The organism is Collinsella stercoris DSM 13279, assembly GCF_020735465.1.
Classification (GTDB): Bacteria; Actinomycetota; Coriobacteriia; order Coriobacteriales; family Coriobacteriaceae; genus Collinsella; species Collinsella stercoris.
The window spans coordinates 452130-469707 of sequence record NZ_CP085935.1 but is presented as its reverse complement, the minus strand read 5'-3'; the positions used below and the strand labels follow the sequence as shown (position 1 = coordinate 469707).

Annotated in this window: 14 protein-coding genes and 1 tRNA gene; 5 read left to right on the top strand and 10 right to left on the bottom strand. The window is 61.9% G+C overall.

What is annotated here, in order from left to right; genetic code table 11:
- Positions 1-207: 207 nt before the first annotated feature.
- From LK434_RS02035 to LK434_RS02020, 4 genes are all read right to left on the bottom strand, one after another.
- Complete coding sequence (locus LK434_RS02035; protein WP_006721533.1) at positions 208-1008, bottom strand: sulfite exporter TauE/SafE family protein; 801 nt, start codon at positions 1006-1008, stop codon at positions 208-210.
- Positions 1009-1220: 212 nt separating this feature from the next.
- Complete coding sequence (locus LK434_RS02030; protein ID WP_006721534.1) at positions 1221-2591, bottom strand: bifunctional folylpolyglutamate synthase/dihydrofolate synthase; 1371 nt, start codon at positions 2589-2591, stop codon at positions 1221-1223.
- Between the two features lie 9 nt (positions 2592-2600).
- On the bottom strand, positions 2601-3410 hold the full coding sequence (locus LK434_RS02025; protein WP_040361348.1) for a formate/nitrite transporter family protein: 810 nt from the start codon (positions 3408-3410) through the stop codon (positions 2601-2603).
- A gap of 81 nt (positions 3411-3491) precedes the next feature.
- Positions 3492-6206 carry a valine--tRNA ligase gene (locus tag LK434_RS02020; RefSeq protein ID WP_006721536.1) on the bottom strand — a complete coding sequence of 905 codons (2715 nt, stop codon included), beginning with the start codon at positions 6204-6206 and terminating at the stop codon, positions 3492-3494.
- Positions 6207-6378: 172 nt separating this feature from the next.
- On the opposite strand from LK434_RS02020, the gene LK434_RS02015 reads away from it, so the two are divergent.
- The 5 genes from LK434_RS02015 (at position 6379) to LK434_RS01995 (ending at position 10849) form a co-directional block, all read left to right on the top strand.
- Positions 6379-6690 carry a type II toxin-antitoxin system RelB/DinJ family antitoxin gene (locus LK434_RS02015; protein WP_040361350.1) on the top strand — a complete coding sequence of 104 codons (312 nt, stop codon included), beginning with the start codon at positions 6379-6381 and terminating at the stop codon, positions 6688-6690.
- Positions 6690-7172 carry a PIN domain-containing protein gene (locus LK434_RS02010; RefSeq protein WP_006721539.1) on the top strand — a complete coding sequence of 161 codons (483 nt, stop codon included), beginning with the start codon at positions 6690-6692 and terminating at the stop codon, positions 7170-7172. Before LK434_RS02015 ends, LK434_RS02010 begins: the two co-directional genes overlap by 1 nt.
- Positions 7173-7567: 395 nt before the next feature.
- Positions 7568-8437: a PTS mannose/fructose/sorbose/N-acetylgalactosamine transporter subunit IIC gene (locus LK434_RS02005; RefSeq protein WP_006721540.1), complete on the top strand. Its 870-nt coding sequence runs from the start codon at positions 7568-7570 to the stop codon at positions 8435-8437.
- A complete protein-coding gene (locus LK434_RS02000) occupies positions 8427-9284 on the top strand; it encodes a PTS system mannose/fructose/sorbose family transporter subunit IID (protein ID WP_227917799.1) in 858 nt (285 codons plus the stop codon). The genes LK434_RS02005 and LK434_RS02000 overlap by 11 nt, the downstream gene beginning before the upstream one ends.
- Positions 9285-9370: 86 nt before the next feature.
- Complete coding sequence (locus LK434_RS01995; protein ID WP_083784232.1) at positions 9371-10849, top strand: arylsulfatase; 1479 nt, start codon at positions 9371-9373, stop codon at positions 10847-10849.
- Between the two features lie 92 nt (positions 10850-10941).
- Here LK434_RS01995 and LK434_RS01990 read toward each other — a convergent pair whose 3' ends face one another.
- From LK434_RS01990 to gdhA, 6 genes are all read right to left on the bottom strand, one after another.
- Positions 10942-11685 (bottom strand): GntR family transcriptional regulator, encoded by a 744-nt coding sequence (locus LK434_RS01990; RefSeq protein ID WP_050754989.1) that lies wholly within the window; start codon positions 11683-11685, stop codon positions 10942-10944.
- Positions 11686-11730: 45 nt separating this feature from the next.
- Positions 11731-13146 carry an ATP-dependent Clp protease ATP-binding subunit ClpX gene (clpX, locus tag LK434_RS01985; protein ID WP_006721544.1) on the bottom strand — a complete coding sequence of 472 codons (1416 nt, stop codon included), beginning with the start codon at positions 13144-13146 and terminating at the stop codon, positions 11731-11733.
- Positions 13146-13766 (bottom strand): ATP-dependent Clp protease proteolytic subunit, encoded by a 621-nt coding sequence (locus LK434_RS01980; RefSeq protein WP_006721545.1) that lies wholly within the window; start codon positions 13764-13766, stop codon positions 13146-13148. The genes clpX and LK434_RS01980 overlap by 1 nt, the downstream gene beginning before the upstream one ends.
- 225 nt (positions 13767-13991) lie before the next feature.
- Positions 13992-15287 (bottom strand): trigger factor, encoded by a 1296-nt coding sequence (tig, locus tag LK434_RS01975; protein WP_006721547.1) that lies wholly within the window; start codon positions 15285-15287, stop codon positions 13992-13994.
- Between the two features lie 73 nt (positions 15288-15360).
- Positions 15361-15445, bottom strand: a tRNA-Leu gene (locus tag LK434_RS01970).
- Positions 15446-15565: 120 nt separating this feature from the next.
- A complete protein-coding gene (gene gdhA, locus LK434_RS01965) occupies positions 15566-16921 on the bottom strand; it encodes an NADP-specific glutamate dehydrogenase (RefSeq protein ID WP_006721548.1) in 1356 nt (451 codons plus the stop codon).
- Positions 16922-17578: the final 657 nt, after the last annotated feature.

Below are 17578 nucleotides of genomic sequence, written 5' to 3'. Positions count from 1 at the left end.
CCCAGCCAACGATATCCGCCCTGCCACGACCCTGTAGCCGAGCCCGCGATCGAAGAGGTCGCAGGCGAGCCCCCTCGCCGAACCGTCGTAGATCGTCATGGGAAAACCTCCCATCTCAAGGACTTTACTTCTGAGTCCAAGAAATGGGAGGCAGTTCATCAAGAGGGCGAGTCCATTTTTACATACACGGCACTACTTGCAACGCGGCTACACGAGGCCCGTGTACTTGGCGATGTTGTAGATGTTGATGCAGATGATGACCACCATAAGACCGATGAACAGCTTGTCGACGCGTTCGCTATCAATATGCTTGTTGATGGAGCGACCCGCGATGCCGCCGCATATGCCGCACACGACCATTCCGATGATGAGAGCCACGCTCACCTGGGCCAAATCCATAGTCAGCACGCTGCGGATCGTGCTCGCCGCCTGCGAGAACAGGATGATGTACAGGGAGTTTTGCGCAGCCTCCTTGGTCTCCATGCTAAAGAAGTAATAGAGCACCACCAAGTTGATGGGGCCGCCGCCAATACCAAGAAAACTCGACATGATGCCGAGAATCAGACCGATCAGAGCGCAAGCCACGGCACTCGAAACCCGCTTGGTCGCCACCTTGTCCTTATTGATGGTGTATACGAGCGTGCCGATGGTGATGACCATGAGCGTTGCCGCCTGCACCGCCCCGGCGGTGTTCGGCGTGTCGAAGAGGCCCTCGACCAGGCTGAACAGGTCCTTTCCCACCAGGCCGCCAATAGCCGCGCCGATTGCCAGCGGCGTCGCCGTCTTGAAATCGATCTGCGAGGCCCCGGAAATGCGCGAACGCAAAACGGAGTACGCCGTCATGGACAAGACCGTGCAGCCCGAAAGGAAGTTGATGGTCGAAACCGGAAACGCCCCAAGCGCGTCGAGGACAGGCTTGATGATGACGCCGCCGCCGATGCCGCAAACCGCGCCGATGATCGACGAGAAAAAGCAGACGGCGAACACCGCGATGTATACAAGCGTCATACCGTACCTCCGAGACGCACAAGTGAACATTTCTCACAAAATCGAACAGTAGACTGATGGTACCACGCTTGGGCGCAACCGACCTGCGATTTTACCAGGACAATAAGGTTCATCAGGCATTGTGCAAGCCGAACAACAATGCGATTGACAGCGCAATGGTCCGCAGGGTCGTGCGCACGCGCATCGCACTGCGGCGCGACCCTTACGGCAACCTATCCGCGCAACAAACCGGCGACCTCTCCCGCCAAGGTGATCGTGCCCGCGGCGATGACGGGAGCATCGTTCGCGGTGCACCAATCGAGCGCATCGGAAACGCTGTCGAACACCTCGAGAGCGTCTTCCTCATCACGGCCCAGGAGCCGCAGCTTCTCGCGAACCAATTTGGCAAGTTCGAGCACAGGCAACGCGCGGTCGCTCTGCGTCGCGGTCACCATAACGCGCGGAAACGCGGGGACCAGCACGTCAACGATGCCCGAAACATCTTTATCCGAGAGCGCAGCGATAAGAAGTGCAGGGCGGCGGCAAACATCTGGCTCGGCATCATCCAGCGCGGCAACGAAGTTCTCGCAGCTCTGCGGGTTATGGCACGCGTCAACGAGCACGAGCGGATCGGCACGCACCACATCAAAACGTCCGGGTATGGGGCAAGCATCCAAGCTCTGCTCTAAAACCGCGGCGTCGAGCGCACGGCCCACGTAACCCTCGGCGAGCGCGATGGCGCACGCGGCGTTTTGCGGCTGATACGCAGGCTTGTGCAACTCTACACGATATTCCGCTCGTGCAGTCGTCGTGCAAAAGGACACGGCGCCGCAGATCCGATCGGGTTCACGAAGAACCTCATGGGCGGCGACCCAAGGCGAAACGCCGCATTCGGCGCAACGATCTTCAATGACGCGCTGGACAGAGGGCTCGTGCGTGCCCTCTCCGAGCACCACAAATCGGCCCGGCTTGATGACGGCGGCCTTTTCACCGGCGATTTGAGCAAGCGTATCGCCGAGGATGCGCGTGTGGTCGAGGCCGATGCCGGTAATGGCAACCGCCACCGGATCGGTGGCACTCGTTGCATCCCAGCGACCGCCCAAACCGACCTCGAGGACCGCCACGTCGATGCGAGCCTCTGCGAAGACGACCATGGCGGCAACCGTCAGCAAGTCGAAGGGCGTGATGGTGTAGGAGGGCTCCCCCATGGCGGCACGACGCGCATTGACGCGACGCCCCGCCTCCGCCGCAGCTGAAACGCCGTGCGCGAACTGCTCGGGGCTTACGACCTTGCCGTCGACCTCCATACGCTCCTCATAGCGAACCAGCTGCGGAGATGTGTAGAGCGCCGTGTGCAGCCCCTCGCCGCGCAGGATCGCAGCGGTAAAACGGGTCGTGGACGTCTTGCCGTTCGTACCTGCGACCTGAATGCAATCAAAGTGCTCGTCCGGGCGCTCGAGCTCGTCAAGCATGTCCACCACGGTCTCGAGCAGCGGACCGGCGTCCCCGGAGATCTTGCCCGTGTCCGCAGCGATGATGACCGCGTCTTCGTATGGCAGCTCAACGACCTCGAACGGAACGCGGTACAGTCCCTCACGCTTCATGCGCGCCTCCTAGTTGCGGTCCTCGCGGCCATAGACAAACCAATACGCCGCCGCAACAGCCACACCGCCCACGATGTTGCCAAGCGTCACGAACACGAGGTTGGACGCAACGCCAACAAGAGCGACGGTCGCCCCGCCAAAAACAGCCTCAATGGCAAGACCAAGCGGCAAGAAGAACATGTTCGCGACCGAGTGCTCAAAACCAAGCACCACGAATGCAACCACGGGCAGAATGGCAGCGGCAAGCTTGTCGCACACCGTCTTGCCTGCGCTTCCCATCCACACAGCCAGGCAAACGAGCACGTTGCACAGGATGCCGCGCGCAAACGCGACCATGGGGCTCAACGCCGCCTTGGAAGCAGCGACCGAGCAGGCAAGCTCGCCGACCGAACCGCCCTGCATCTGCGGAAAACCAGCGATGAGTAAAAGCGCCACCACCAGCAACGCGCCCACGGCATTGCCCGCATACACGACCGCCCATTTACGCAGCATACGCACAAGCGGATATCGGCCATCGAGCGCGCCGATGACCATGAGGCAGTTGCCCGTGAACAGCTCGGCGCCGGCCACGAGCACGAGAAACAGTCCCAGACAAAATGCCAGTCCACCCAGAATGAGCGAGATCGAAGGCGCCAGCGAGGCGTCGGAGCGGACCATGAGCATGAACGAAGCGCCGAGGGCCACGAACGCGCCGGCGAGAATCGCCAGCACGAACGCACGGCCGCGCGTCAGGCGGGCCTTCGCGAATCCAATATGCACGAACGCCTCTTGCGTCTTTGCCGGTGGCAACATCACCGTGCCCGACTCGTTCTCTGCCATGTCCATCCCTTCTCCCATGCAACCTTCAGCACGAACCCCGCCGCAAGTACTGCAGCGGGGCTCGTTGTTTCGTTCGACCGTTTACGCGAAATCGACCAGTTGGGCCTTGATCGCGGCAATGGTGTCGGTGAGCTCGGCGGCGCGCTCGCGCTTCTTGGCAACCACCTCGGGGGCCGCCTTGGCCACAAAACCCTCGTTGGAGAGCGTGCGCTCGGCGGCTGCGAGCTCCTTCTCAGAGGCTGCGAGCTCCTTCTCCAGACGGGCCTTCTCGGCGGCGAAGTCCACCAGGTCGCCCACGACCACGTAGGCATCGAAGTCCGGACCGGCCAGCGCGATGGACGCCTCGGGCTTACCGGCAAACCCGGCATCGATGGCGACCGTCATCTCGGGGATGTTGGCCAAACCGCAGATGAACGACGACATGCCCTCGAGAGCCTCGGCGGCCTCGGCGGAGTGAGCGGCCACAACCACCGGCAGCGCCTGCTTGGGCGAGATGCGGTAGCGGGCGCGCGTGGAGCGAGCATCGGACACCACGGCGCGCGCGAGCTCGAAGGAACGCTCGGCGGGCTCGTCGATGAAGCGCTCGAAGTCCGCGGGCTCGGGCCATGCGGCGACCATAAGGGCCTCGGCGCGCTCGCACGTACCGTCGGCCTTCATGTCGAGCCAGCTCGCGGGCATGGTGTCCCAAATGGCCTCGGTCACGAACGGCATGAGCGGGTGCATGATGCGCAGGGACGTATCGAGCACGAAGATCAGGTTGCGCTGCGCTTGCAGACGGTCCTCATCGTCCTTAAGGCGGGTCTTGGTGACCTCGACGTACCAGTCGCAGACCTCGTTCCAGAAGAAGTTCTGCACGCCGCGGGCCATCTCGCCAAAGGTGTAGTGCTCAATGCCCTCGGTCACCAACTTGACGGCCTTTGCCAGACGGCTGAACATCCATGCGTCCGCGGCGGTCTTGGCCACCGGCTCGCCCGGGGTGTAGCCGTCCATGTTCATGAGCAGGAAGCGGCTCGCGTTCCAGATCTTGGTGACAAACGCGCGGGCCTGCTCGGTGCGCGGGCTGCCCTTGAGCTTCTTGGTCTTCTTGTCGATGTCGGCGTCGAACTTGACGTCCTGGTTGTTGGTGCACAGCGTGAGCAGGTTGAAGCGCATGGCATCCGCGCCGTACATGTCGATGAGATCCATGGGGTCGACGCCGTTGCCCTTGGACTTGGACATGCGGCTGCCGTCCTTGGCAAGGATCGTGGGGTAGATCACCACGTCCTTGAACGGAACCTCGTCCAGGAAGTACAGCGAGCTCATGACCATGCGGGCAACCCACAGCGCGATGATGTCGCGCGCGGTGACGAGCGCGGTGGTGGGATGATGGCCCTCGAGCATCTCGGGCTTTTGCGGCCAACCCTGCGTGGCGAAGGTCCACAGCTGCGAGGAGAACCAGGTGTCGAGCACGTTCTCGTCCTGGTGCACATGGGTGCCGCCGCACGTGGGGCACACGTGCACGTCGTCCATGCAGGCATCCTCCCAGCCGCAATCCTCGCAGTAGAAGACCGGGATGCGGTGGCCCCACCACAGCTGGCGGGAGATGCACCAGTCCTTGAGGTTCTCCATCCACGTGGTGTAGGTGTCGGTCCAGCGCGCCGGGTGGAAGGTCACGCGGCCGTCCTTGACCGCGTCGAGCGCGGGCTGCTTGAGCTTGTCGACGGCAACGAACCACTGCTCGGAAAGCCAGGGCTCAAGCGTGTTGTCGCAGCGGTAGCAGTGCATGACGGAGTGCTCGTGCTCGTCGATGTGGTCGAGCAGGCCGTGCTCCTCGAACCACGCCACCACGGCCTCGCGGCACTCGTCGCGCGTCATGCCGGTGAACTCGCCGTAGCCCTCGACCACGACGGCGTGCTCGTCGAAGATGTTGATCTTCTCAAGGCCGTGGGCCTCGCCCATCGCGTAGTCGTTGGGGTCGTGGGCCGGGGTGACCTTGACGAAGCCGGAGCCGAAGTTGGGATCGACGTGCCAGTCGTCGAAGATCGGGATCTCGCGGTCCACGATGGGGAGCTTGACCGTCTTGCCCACGAAGGCCGCCTTCTCGGGGTCCTTGGAGCTCACGGCGACGCCGGTGTCGCCGAGCATGGTCTCGGGGCGCGTGGTGGCCACCACGATGTACTCCTGACCGTTCACCGGCTCGGTGAGCGGGTAGCGCAGGTGCCAAAGATGACCCTTCTCCTCCTTGTACTCCGCCTCGTCGTCGGAGATGGCGGTGGTGCAGCTGGGACACCAGTTGACGATGCGCTTGCCGCGATAGATGAGACCATCATGGTACCAGTCGCAGAACACCTTGCGGACCGCCTCGGCGTACTCGGGGTCCATGGTGAAGCGCTCGCCCTCGAAGTCGACCGAGCAGCCCATGCGCTTGATCTGCTCGACGATGGTGCCACCGTACTCGTGCGTCCAGTCCCAGCACGCATCGATGAACTTGTCGCGGCCGATCTCCAAGCGGGAAATGCCCTCGCTCTTCAGCTTCTTATCGACCTTGGTCTGCGTGGCGATGCCCGCATGGTCCGTACCCAGAATCCAACGGGTCGAACGGCCGCGCATGCGCGCCATGCGCACGATGGCGTCCTGGATGGAGTCGTCGGTGGCGTGGCCCATGTGAAGAATGCCCGTGACGTTGGGCGGCGGAATGGTGACCGTGCAGTCGCCTACGCCCTCGCGGCGCTTGTAGTAATCGCCGTCGAGCCACTTTTGCAGGATGGCCGGCTCGTTGACCGCCGGATCGTAGTTCTTGGACATCTCTTCTGCCATGGGCGTTCCTTCCTCGTTCGAGCGATGCGAAGGTATCTCGTCATACTTGGTTCAAAAGGATAGCACAGCGCGGCCTGCGGATTCGACCGTGTTGGCGCACCCCTACCACCTCCTAAGAATCAGTGGTATACTATTTGTATACGCGTTTACAGTGTAGCGATTGGAGTACATCATGGCAACCGCAATCGTTTCGGGTCGCGTCGATGAGGCGGTGAAGGAGCGCGCCGGCGCCTACATCCACGCAGCGGGCCTCACCGTCGGGGACGTCATCAACAGGCTGTGGGAGTACATTGCCGCCACGGGAGATGCAACAGGGTTCCTTGAAAAGGCGCAAACAGAGCAACCACCTGCATTTGAACGCTTTTTGCAGCTGCGTAATGAACTCGTGGCCATCAGTGGAGTGACGGGGATTCCCGAGATGAGCAGCGATGAGCTTAAGGATTATCTCGCTTCTGAGCGAATGAAAGACTATGAGGCGCTGTGATGAGCATGAGAGGTATGGGACACCGTGTCCTTTTCGATACGAACACCCTCATTGACGCCGTGGATTCCACCCGCGCGCACTCGGAAGCCGCATGTCGGGCGCTCGAATACTGCAATGGTGGCGGAGATATGGGCATCGTTTCGCCCTCGTCTCTCAACGACGCCTACTACGTGCTACGAAAACAATATGGGGAACCTTGGGCGCGAAAGGCAATCAAGTTGCTGCTCGACCTTCTCGTTGTTCTCCCCTTCGGCCCTGAAGAGTGCATCATATCTGCAGATTCCAATGAACCGGATTTTGAGGACGGCATGATTCGCGCCGCAGCGGAATTGAACGACGTCGATTTCATTCTCACGAGGGACGTCAAAGCGTTCAATCATTCCACGGTGCGCTCGATTACCTGCGAAACGTATCTTGAGATTATCGCGTCGGAGGACAGGGAGGCAATTACTACGCTTCGCGAATCAGTCATAAATTCCTAGGATGCAACCCCTAACATCTAGTGAAGTTAAATAGCAGGCAGGGAGGCAAACCCCCGCTCGCCATGGAAAAGCCCGGACACTCGAGGCGCCCGGGCAACGGCAAACACAGGTTGAGCGGATCCGCACGCGTCGAAGGCGCGCTACTGCATCGCGCTAGTCCAGACTGCCATATATACCTCCACAGGATATAGAGATAAGAATTCGCATTAATTTAGGGTATCACACGGCGCACCGCACGGAACGCCCCAACACAAGGTATATGCCGCTTCGTTCAGAACATCTTCCCGGGCCGCCCGCGGACCAAATCCTACCGTTCACCTGAGAATGCCCTCCGCTCTTCCAACTGTATATATATTTATACAGTGTTAGACGGCAGTGCACAGAAAGGAAGACGCATGATTGGAATCGCGCAAATCATCCTGCTGTCCCTCTTGGCCGCATTCACCGTGGTATGCGGCCAGAATTGGTGGCAGACGGCAAACCAGCCCGTATTCGTGGGCATGATGGCCGGCATCATCATGGGAGACCCGGTTACCGGACTTTTCATCGGTGGCAGCATGCAGCTCACGGTTCTGGGCATCGGGACCTTCGGCGGCTCAAGCCACATCGATGCAAACAGCGGCGCCGTCATCGCGACCGCATTCTCCGTCGCACTGGATATGGAGCCCACGCAGGCGCTCGCCGCGATCGCCGTTCCCGTTGCGGCCATCCTCACCACCGTGGATGTACTGGGGCGTTTCTGCAACACCTTCTTCCAGCATCGCATCGACGCCATGATCGAGAATGACGATTACAAGGGTATCGAACGCAACTATCTGTATGGAATCGTCCCCTGGGCCCTTTCCCGCGCGCTTCCCGTCGGACTCGCGCTGGGCTTCGGTCAGGGCGTGGTCAACCAGCTCATGGCCCTTCTCAACGGACCCTTGGCATGGCTCGGCACCGGCCTGACCGTTGCGGGCGCGGTCCTGCCCGCCGTCGGCTTCGCCATCCTCCTGCGCTATCTTCCCGTCAGGGAGAACTGGCACTACCTCATCCTCGGCTTCGTGGTGACCATCCTGTTCAACTATCTGTTCAACAACGTCAAGGCCATCGGCGGCGCCGTCGCCACCTCCGTCGACGGCTTCACGGGCAACTTCATCGGCCTGCCCATGCTCGGCATCGCCCTCGTAGGTGTTTTCGTGGCCGTGAGCCACTACAAGACGAACGCCGTCAAAGCCGCAAGTCCCGATCCATTCGCCAGTGAGGATGATGAAGATGAGCTCTAATTCCGCAACCATGGCCTCTCCCGCCACCGAGGTCGCGCCCGAGAAGCGCTACACCGTTACCAAAAAGGACCTTCGTCAGATCAGCCGTCGCAGCGTGTTCGGCTTCCAGCTTGGCTGGAACTACGAGCGCATGCAGGGCTCGGGGTACCTGTTCACAATGCTGCCGCTCATGCGCCGCATGTACGGCGACAACACGCCCGAGCTCAAGCGTATGATGCGCACCGAGAACCAGTTCTTCAACACCTCGAACTTCCTCAACAACATCATCATCGGCCTGGATGTGGCCCTGCAGGAGGAAGGCGGGACCGATAGCGAACCCGCCGTTGCCGGCATCAAAACGAGCCTGATGGGTCCCATGGCGAGCGTGGGCGACGCCATCTTCGGATCGCTGCTCCCCACCATCCTCGGTGCCCTGGCGGCATCGCTCGCCGTGGCGGGCAACCCGCTGGGCATCATCCTGTGGTCCGTCGAGTGCATCCTCACCGGCATCCTGCGCTATTGGGAAACGAGCTTCGCCTACCAGACCGGCGCGTCGCTGGTGACCACAATGAAGGACAAGCTCTCGGCTATCACCGCCTCGGCCAGCGTCCTGGGCATCTACATGGTCGGCTCGCTTATCGCCTCCAACATCAACGTGATCTTCACCGTCAACCCCTCTATCGCGGGTGCGTCGATCAACCTGCAGAACACGCTCAACACGGTGCTTCCCGGTCTGCTGCCCGCAGGCATCGTGGCCCTTATCTACTGGGGCCTGGGCAAGAAGGGCATGACGTCGACCAAGATGATCTTCATCACGCTCATCTGCGCCGTGGCGCTCTCCGCCCTCGGCATCATCGCAAAGGGATAACCACTCTTTTTTCCATCTCCCCGCCCCGGCCGTGCAACCGCACGCCGGGGCACCCGTTTCTCAAAAGCTCGAGCCAAAGGAGCAACATGGCACGCCTTGATATGCCGCAAACCCCCTCGCGGCCAAACGTCATGCTGATCATGTGCGACCAGATGCGCGGCGACTGCCTGGGCATTGCCGGGCATCCGGACGTTAAGACGCCCAACCTCGATACGCTCGCCTGCCAGGGCACCCTATTCGACCATGCCTACAGCGCATGCCCGACCTGCATTCCCGCCCGCGTCTCGCTGTTTACCGGGCAGACGCCCGCCCATCACGGACGCGTGGGGTATGAGGACGGCGTCACGTGGGACTTCGACAACATGATGCCCCAAGTCTTCCGCGATGCCGGCTACCAGACCGCCTGCCTGGGCAAGCTTCACGTGCATCCGCCGCGCCTGGCATGCGGGTTCGAAACCCTGCGCCTGCACGATGGATATCTGGGCTGCTATCAGCGAAACGATATCCCCCATTGGATGCATCAAGATGTCCACGACGACTACCTGCATTTCCTTCGCGACAACCTCGGCGAGCGCGCCTATCTGGACAGCTGCGGCCCCGACTGCAACTCGTGGACCTATCATCCCTGGATGTTCGAAGAGCGGCTTCACCCCACCAACTGGGTGACCGATGAGACCCTGCGATTTTTGGAGACACGGGACAGGACGCGCCCGTTCTTCGCCATGGCGAGCTACGTCCGTCCCCATCCACCCTTCGATGCCCCGCACTCCTACTACGACATGTATGCCGATAAAGACCTGCGAGAGCCCGCCCAAGGGGACTGGGATGACACCGAGCTGCTCGAACGCGACGGGCGTCTCGTTGCCGGCATACATGGATGCATCGACCCCGAGTTGCGTCACCAGGCCATGGCCGGATACTACGCCGCCATCGCCCATGTGGACAATCAAGTCGGCCGCCTCATCAACGCGCTCAAACGCGACGGCTCGCTCGAGGACACGGTCGTGATCTTCCTCTCCGACCACGGCGAGATGCTGTTCGACCATGCGAGTTTCCGCAAGCTGCTGCCTTACGAGGGCGCAGCGCACATCCCCTTGATCCTGCGCGTTGGCAAACACGTCCGCGCAACGAGCGCGCATAGGTGCTCTTCAACGGTGGAGCTCATGGACGTGATGCCCACGTTGCTCGATCTTGCAGGCGTACCGACACCAAGAGGCATCGATGGTCTATCTTTTGCAGGATGTGTCGACGGAAAGCCGTTCGAGCGTCCCTACGTGCACGGGGAGCATGCGTTCACGGAAGAACAGTCCCACCATTACATCGTGACCGACTCCGATAAGTACATATGGTTCTCGCAAACCGGCGTCGAACGATACTTCGACCTTGCACACGATCCGTTCGAATCACATGACGCCATCGACGATACCTCGTACCAGGAGCGAATCAACCATCTTCGCAACATACTCATCCGCGAACTCAAACCGCGTGAGGAAGGATTTGTGAAGAACGGTCGACTCGTCGCCGGCGCGGCGCTCAAAAATGTGCTCGAGCATCCATTGGATTAGAACGCGCGACTGACGTGAAACACCGCGGGGCCGATACGGAAGACATCCACATCGGCCCCGCGTCATCTCTTTGTTCAATAGCGAGCAAAGCGTTAGCGAGCCTGTTCCTCTATCTTGAGCTCGAAATAATCCAAGCGCTTATACATAACTATATACTCGGCAACCGAACCGTCCATCAGACTGGTGGTGCGCTCGCGCTGTATACAGGGAACCCCGGATGGAAGGCCCAGGCGCTCGCTGACGAAGACCGGTGGATCGAGCAACCCTCGAACCCGTTCCTCAGATGCCTCACGCGATAGATGCAGGCCGAGATCTTCGGCAAAACGGTAGTACACGGACTCATAGTATGACGGGTCGACATCGCGCTTGAGAAAACGCGCCGGGATGTACGAAAGCTGCAGCTGATAGGAGACGCCCTCCCAGGAACGCAAACGGGTCACCAGACCGTAGCCCGCGTCCCCGGCGAGCTGCAGACGGTCGACGATAACGGGTTCACGGCGGACGTCCTCGAAAAACTCCAGGCCCAAAACCTCGGTTTTCTCACGAGTCCCCTCCCCATCGAATTTCTCGACCTCGCTGATGAGCACGGGTCGGCGGCGGCGGGACCGGCTCACGAACGTGCCCTTACCCTGGTGCCGAACCAAGAACCCCTCCGCCGCAAGATCGTTGAGCGCACGGATGACCGTGATGGAACTGGCTCCGAAGCGCTCGATCAGATCGCTATTGCTGTAAAACCGTTCTCCAGGTTCAAAGTCACCATGTTCGATCTCAGCCCTCAGCTGATTCTCGATCTGCAGGTACTTGGGGGCACTCATGAACACAACCACTTTCAGCATGCCGCCGGGCATCCATAGGCGCCCAGCGGCACATAGCACATTACGTTAGTCTAGATCCACGGGGTTGATTGCATACTCGCGGCGAGGCTGCTCCTCGCCTCGCGCGGCTGCGGCCGTCACGACCACCTTCGACACACCCTCCTCGCTGGGCAGATCGAACATCGTCTGCTGGAGCACCTCCTCGCAGATGGAGCGCAGACCGCGCGCGCCCGTCTTGCGGGCGAGGGCCTTCTTGGCGATCTCGTGCAGGGCCTCGTCCTCAAACACGAGCTCGACGTTCTCCATGGCGAACATGCGGCGGTACTGCTTGACCACGGCGTTGCGCGGCTCGGTGAGGATCATCACCAAGTCGTCCTCGGTGAGCGCCTGGGTCTGCGTGATGACCGGCGTACGGCCGATGAACTCGGGGATCATGCCAAAGTTGTTGAGATCCTCGGGCAGCACCTGCTTGAGCAGGATGTTCTCGTCCTTGGAGGTGGGGCCGGCGATCTCGGAGTTGAACCCGACGCCCTGGTTGCCCACGCGGTCGGAGATGATCTTGTCGAGCCCAACAAAGGCGCCACCGCAGATGAACAGGATGTTCGTGGTGTCGATCTGTAAGAGCTCCTGCTGCGGGTGCTTGCGTCCGCCGGTGGGCGGCACGCTCGCGACCGTGCCCTCGAGAATCTTGAGCAGGGCCTGCTGCACGCCCTCGCCGGAAACGTCGCGCGTGATGGAGAGGTTCTCGGCCTTGCGCGCGATCTTGTCGATCTCGTCCACGTAGATGATGCCGATCTGCGCGCGGTCGATGTCGCCGTCGGCGGCATTGATGAGCTTGAGCAGGATGTTCTCGACGTCCTCGCCCACGTAGCCCGCCTCGGTGAGCGCGGTGGCATCGGCGATGGCGAACGGGACCTCGAGCACGCGAGCAAGCGTCTGGGCAAGCAGGGTCTTACCGGTACCCGTGGGACCGAGCAAAAGGATGTTGCTCTTGGCAAGCTCCACGTCCTCCTCAAAGGAGGCGGCATGGGCGCCGTGGGCCTTATCGGCGTCATCGCCCTCGAGCACGCGGCGGTAATGGTTGTAGACGGCCACGGACATGGCGCGCTTGGCGTCCTCCTGGCCCATCACGTACAGGGACAGGGCATCGTAGATCTCGTGAGGCGTGGGCACGCGCGTGATGAGCTTGGCGGCCGTCTCGCGCATGGTGGGCGCGGGCGCGTCCTCGACCTCGGCGGGCTGCTCATCGGCGCCCTCGTGCTGGGCGGCATATGCGGCGCCGAACGCGCGCATCATCTCGTCCTGGGCAAATGACTGCTCCAAGATCTCGTTGCACGCCTCGACGCACTCATCGCAGATGAACATGCCGTCATGACCCCGCACGAGCTTGCGAACCTGATCCTGCGTCTTACCGCAGAACGAGCAGCGGACCGGACCCTCGCCGTCCGCACCGGGCGTGTGGCCAAAGTCCTCCCCCGCCATTAGCGCTCACTCCCGGAATCGCTGCGGGAGCTGACGATGCGGTCGATCAGGCCGTACTCGAGCGCCTGCTCGGCGCGCAGGTAGTTGTCGCGCTCGGTGTCGCGCTCGACCTGATCGAACGGCTTGCCCGTGGCATCCGCCAAAATCTGGTTGAGCGTCGTGCGCGTCTCGCGGATCTCACGCGCGGCGATCTCGATCTCGGTCTGCTGACCCTGGGCGCCGCCGCTCGGCTGGTGGATCATGATCTTGGAGTGCGGGAGGCTGAAGCGCTTGCCCTTGGCACCACCGGCCAAAAGCACGGCGGCCATGGAGGCGGCCATGCCCACGCAGATGGTGGACACGTCGGGCTTGATGTAGTTCATGGTGTCCAGAATCGCCAGGCCGGAATAGACCTCGCCGCCGGGCGAGTTGATGTAGAGCGAGATGTCCTTCTCGGCGTCCTGGCTCTCAAGGTGCAGCAGCTGCGCGATCACGAGGTTGGCAGTGACGGAGTTTACCTCCTCGCCCAAAAAGACGATGCGGTCGTTGAGCAGGCGCGAGTAAATGTCGTAACTGCGCTCGCCGCGCGGGGTCTGCTCGATGACGTAAGGCACGAGCGCGGAGTCGATGCGGTTGATCATATGGCTCCTTTCACATGATGCGCCGAACGTGCGACGCGGGTGTTACACGAAATGGCTCCAGCCGAGGGCGTTGACGCGCCCCGATAGAAACGTACGGTGCCCAATCCCGTCAAACGCGATGGAGCACCGTACGCACATCAGCCGTACCAGCCGTTTATGATACGCCATTTTGCGCGCACCTCGTTCGAAGAGGGCCCAAGGTGCGGCCGGCGTTATAAGGGTCTGCTACTCAGCCTTGGCCTCGGCAGCGCGGGCGGCCTCGTCCACCTCGGTGACCTTGGCGTTCTCGACCAGCCAGTCGACAGCCTTGGAGCGACGGATGGAATCGCGAATGGCAGGCATGCGGCCATCGGCGAGGAACTGAGCCTTGGAGGCCTCGACGTTCTCGACGCCGGCGCGCTCGAACTCGCCGTCAACGTCCTCCTCAGTGACCTCGACCTTGAGCTCGCGGGCGAGGGCGTCGAGGGCGAGGGACTCGCGGGCGACGTCGTTGGCCTGACGGTGCAGGTCGGAGATGAACTCATCGGAGCTGATGCGGTTGGCCTGCAGCCAGCCGTCGAGGCTCATGCCGCGAGCGGAGAGGCTCTGCAGGAAGTTCTGGCCGAGCTCCTGGAACACGGACTGCTCGTAATCCTCGTCCATCTCGTCGAGCTCGAGACGCTCGGCGAGCTTGGAGACGGCGCGGTTCTCCTTGAGCTGGGGCAGCTGGGAGGACTTGTCGGACTCGATCTCGAGCTTGACGGCGTCGCGCATGGCGTCGATGCCGTCGAAGCCGAAGTTGGTCTTTGCGAACTCGTCGGTGAGCTCGGGGAGCTTGCGCTCCTTGACGCCCTTGACGGTGACCTCGACGGAGGCCTCCTCGGCACCCTCGACCTCGGGGGTCCAGGAGATGGTCTTGGTCTCGTCGACGTTCATGCCCAGCAGGCCCTCGTCGAACTCCTTGGGCAGGTTACCGGAACCCATGGCGATCATGCGGCCCTCGCCAGCGAGCGCCTCGGCGCCCTTGACGTTCTTGATGTCGACGGTCACGTAGTCGGAGCCCTCGACGGCGCGCTCGACGTCCTCGAAGGTGGCGTGGTAGCCCATGAGCATGTCGACCTGCTGGTCGATCTCGGCCTCGGTGACCTCCGCCGGGGGCATCTCGATCTCAACAGCGTCGTAGGAGGACAGCGCGGGGGCTGGACGCAGGGTGAACTCGACGGTGTAGGTGTAGTCGGTACCGTCGGCGCACAGGTCGATCTGCTGGTAATCGCCCTCCTTGACCGGGACGATGTCGAGCTCGTTGAGGACGTTGCCCTCGTTGGAGCCGATCAGCTCGTTGGTGGCCTGCGCGAGCACGGCCTCCTTGCCCAGAGCGGAGTCGATCACGGGACGCGGAGCCTTGCCGGCACGGAAGCCCGGGAAGCGGTACTTCTTGGCGGCCTCCTTGTAGGCCTTCTTGATAACCGCGTCGACGTCGGCGGCAGGAATGGTGACCGTAGCGGTGAGCTTGGCGTCCTTCACCTCAGAAGTGATGTTCAACGTTCCTCCTCTAGAACATGCCCGGCTTATACGTGGGCGCCGGGGCCCCTTTGGTACCTTGTACTCGTGTGAGTGGTGCGGGCGAAAGGACTCGAACCTTCACGGGAAAGCCCACTGGAACCTAAATCCAGCGCGTCTACCAATTCCGCCACGCCCGCAGCTGGTCACACAGGCGAACATGATAACAAAAAGGGGCGCACGCCGCAGCGCACACCCCTTCCCTATCCAGTTTCCATACACGCGGGCTCGCGCCACCACGCGCATGCGCGTCCGTCGAACTACACGATGCCCTGGGCCATCATGGCGTCGGCGACCTTCTTGAAGCCGGCGATGTTGGCGCCCACCATGTAGTTGCCCTCAAAGCCGTACTCGGTCGCGGCGTCGTCGCACGCATGGTAGATGCCGCGCATGATGCCCTCGAGCTTGGCGTCGACCTCCTCGAAGGTCCAGGAGAGATGCTCGGCGTTCTGGCTCATCTCCAGACCGGAGGTCGCCACGCCGCCCGCGTTCGCCGCCTTGCCCGGCATGAACGCCACACCGTGCTCGATGAGGTAATTGGTCGCATCGGTGGTCGTGGGCATGTTTGCGCCCTCGCCCACCACCTTGCAGCCGTTGGCCACGAGCGCCTCGGCGTCCTCGAGCAGCAGCGTGTTCTCACGAGCGCACGGCAACGCGATATCGCAGGGAAGCTGCCACACGCCGCGGCCGTCCTCGGCGTGCCACGTGGCGCCCGGGCGCGCGTCGACGTACATGGCAAGACTCACGCCGCGGTCGTTGCCGGAGCGCTTCTTGTTGTAGATGTCCTCGAGCACCTGATAATCGACGCCCTCCGGGTCCTCGACCCAACCCTTGGTGTCGGAAGCGGCGATGACCTTGCCGCCCAGCTGGGAGACCTTCTGGATGGCGTAGATGGCGACGTTGCCGGAGCCGTGCACGACCACGGTCTTGCCCTCGAAGGACTCGCCATGGCACTTGAGGTACTCGTCCACAAAGTACACGAGGCCGTAGCCGGTCGCCTCGGTGCGCGCGAGGGAGCCGCCAAAGGACAGGCCCTTGCCCGTGAGCACGCCGGTCCACTCGTTGCGCAGGCGCTTGTACTGGCCGAACATGTAGCCGATCTCGCGGCCGCCCACGCCCAGGTCGCCGGCGGGGACGTCGGTGTTGGGGCCGATGTGGCGATACAGCTCGGTCATGAAGGACTGGCAAAAACGCATGATCTCGTTGTTGGACTTGCCCTTGGGGTCGAAGTCGGAGCCGCCCTTGCCGCCGCCCATGGGGAGCGTGGTAAGGGAGTTCTTGAAGATCTGCTCAAAACCCAGGAACTTGAGCATGCCCAGAGTCACCGTGGGGTTGAAGCGCAGGCCGCCCTTGTAAGGGCCGATGGCGGAGTTGAACTCAACGCGGTAGCCGCGATTGACCTGGCATTTGCCGGAATCGTCGACCCACGGCACGCGGAACAAGATGACGCGCTCGGGCTCGACCAGGCGCTCGAGCAGCGAGGCCTCCTCATAGGCGGGCTCGTTGTCGACCGCAGGCGCGATTGAGGTGAGGACCTCGTCCGCCGCCTGGATGAACTCGGGCTGATCGGCGTAGCGCTCGTGCAGCTCGGCGATGACCCTCTCGGTATAGGTCATGGTATGCCTCCAAAGAAATGAGAACGTTGGTGCGGGCTTATAGTACTACGCTCCAATAAAGCGATTATGGAGAAGCGCCTGAGGTTTCCCGTTCGTTTCGGGAGTGTATCGGCAGGGGCGCTGAACAAGCGGGGCGCATGGTGCACGGCGGGCGGTCCTCAGAGGTCGTGCACGCAAGACATGAAGCTGAAAAGGCGGCGCACATGGTGCACGGTGTGCGGTTCATCTTCACGTCGAGAGCGTCACGCAGGGCTGAAGAGGCGGCGAGCACGGTGCGCAGAAGCCCCGAGCGCAACCGCAGGCGACCCGGCTACCTCGAAATGTGCGTAAATCGCCTTTTGAAACGGCCGCGTTATTTCAAAAGGCTGGTTACGCACAGAAATGGCCTTGGTAATGTGCTTTATCAATGGTTTGAAACGAACGAGATGTTTTCAAACGGCTGATTTCGCACATCGTCGCGTGGATGCCATTGGCTCAGGCATGGACACGGAGTGGCTACAAAAGCGGGATAGCCGCAACCACGGGATAGCTGCAAAGGCGGAATAGCCGCAACCACGGGATAGCTGCAAAGGCGGGATAGCCGCAACCATGGAATGAGGGCCGAACGCGATAGGCCCAAGCGAAGCTGCCGAGGATCTGCAAGCGCGCTCCGTATGC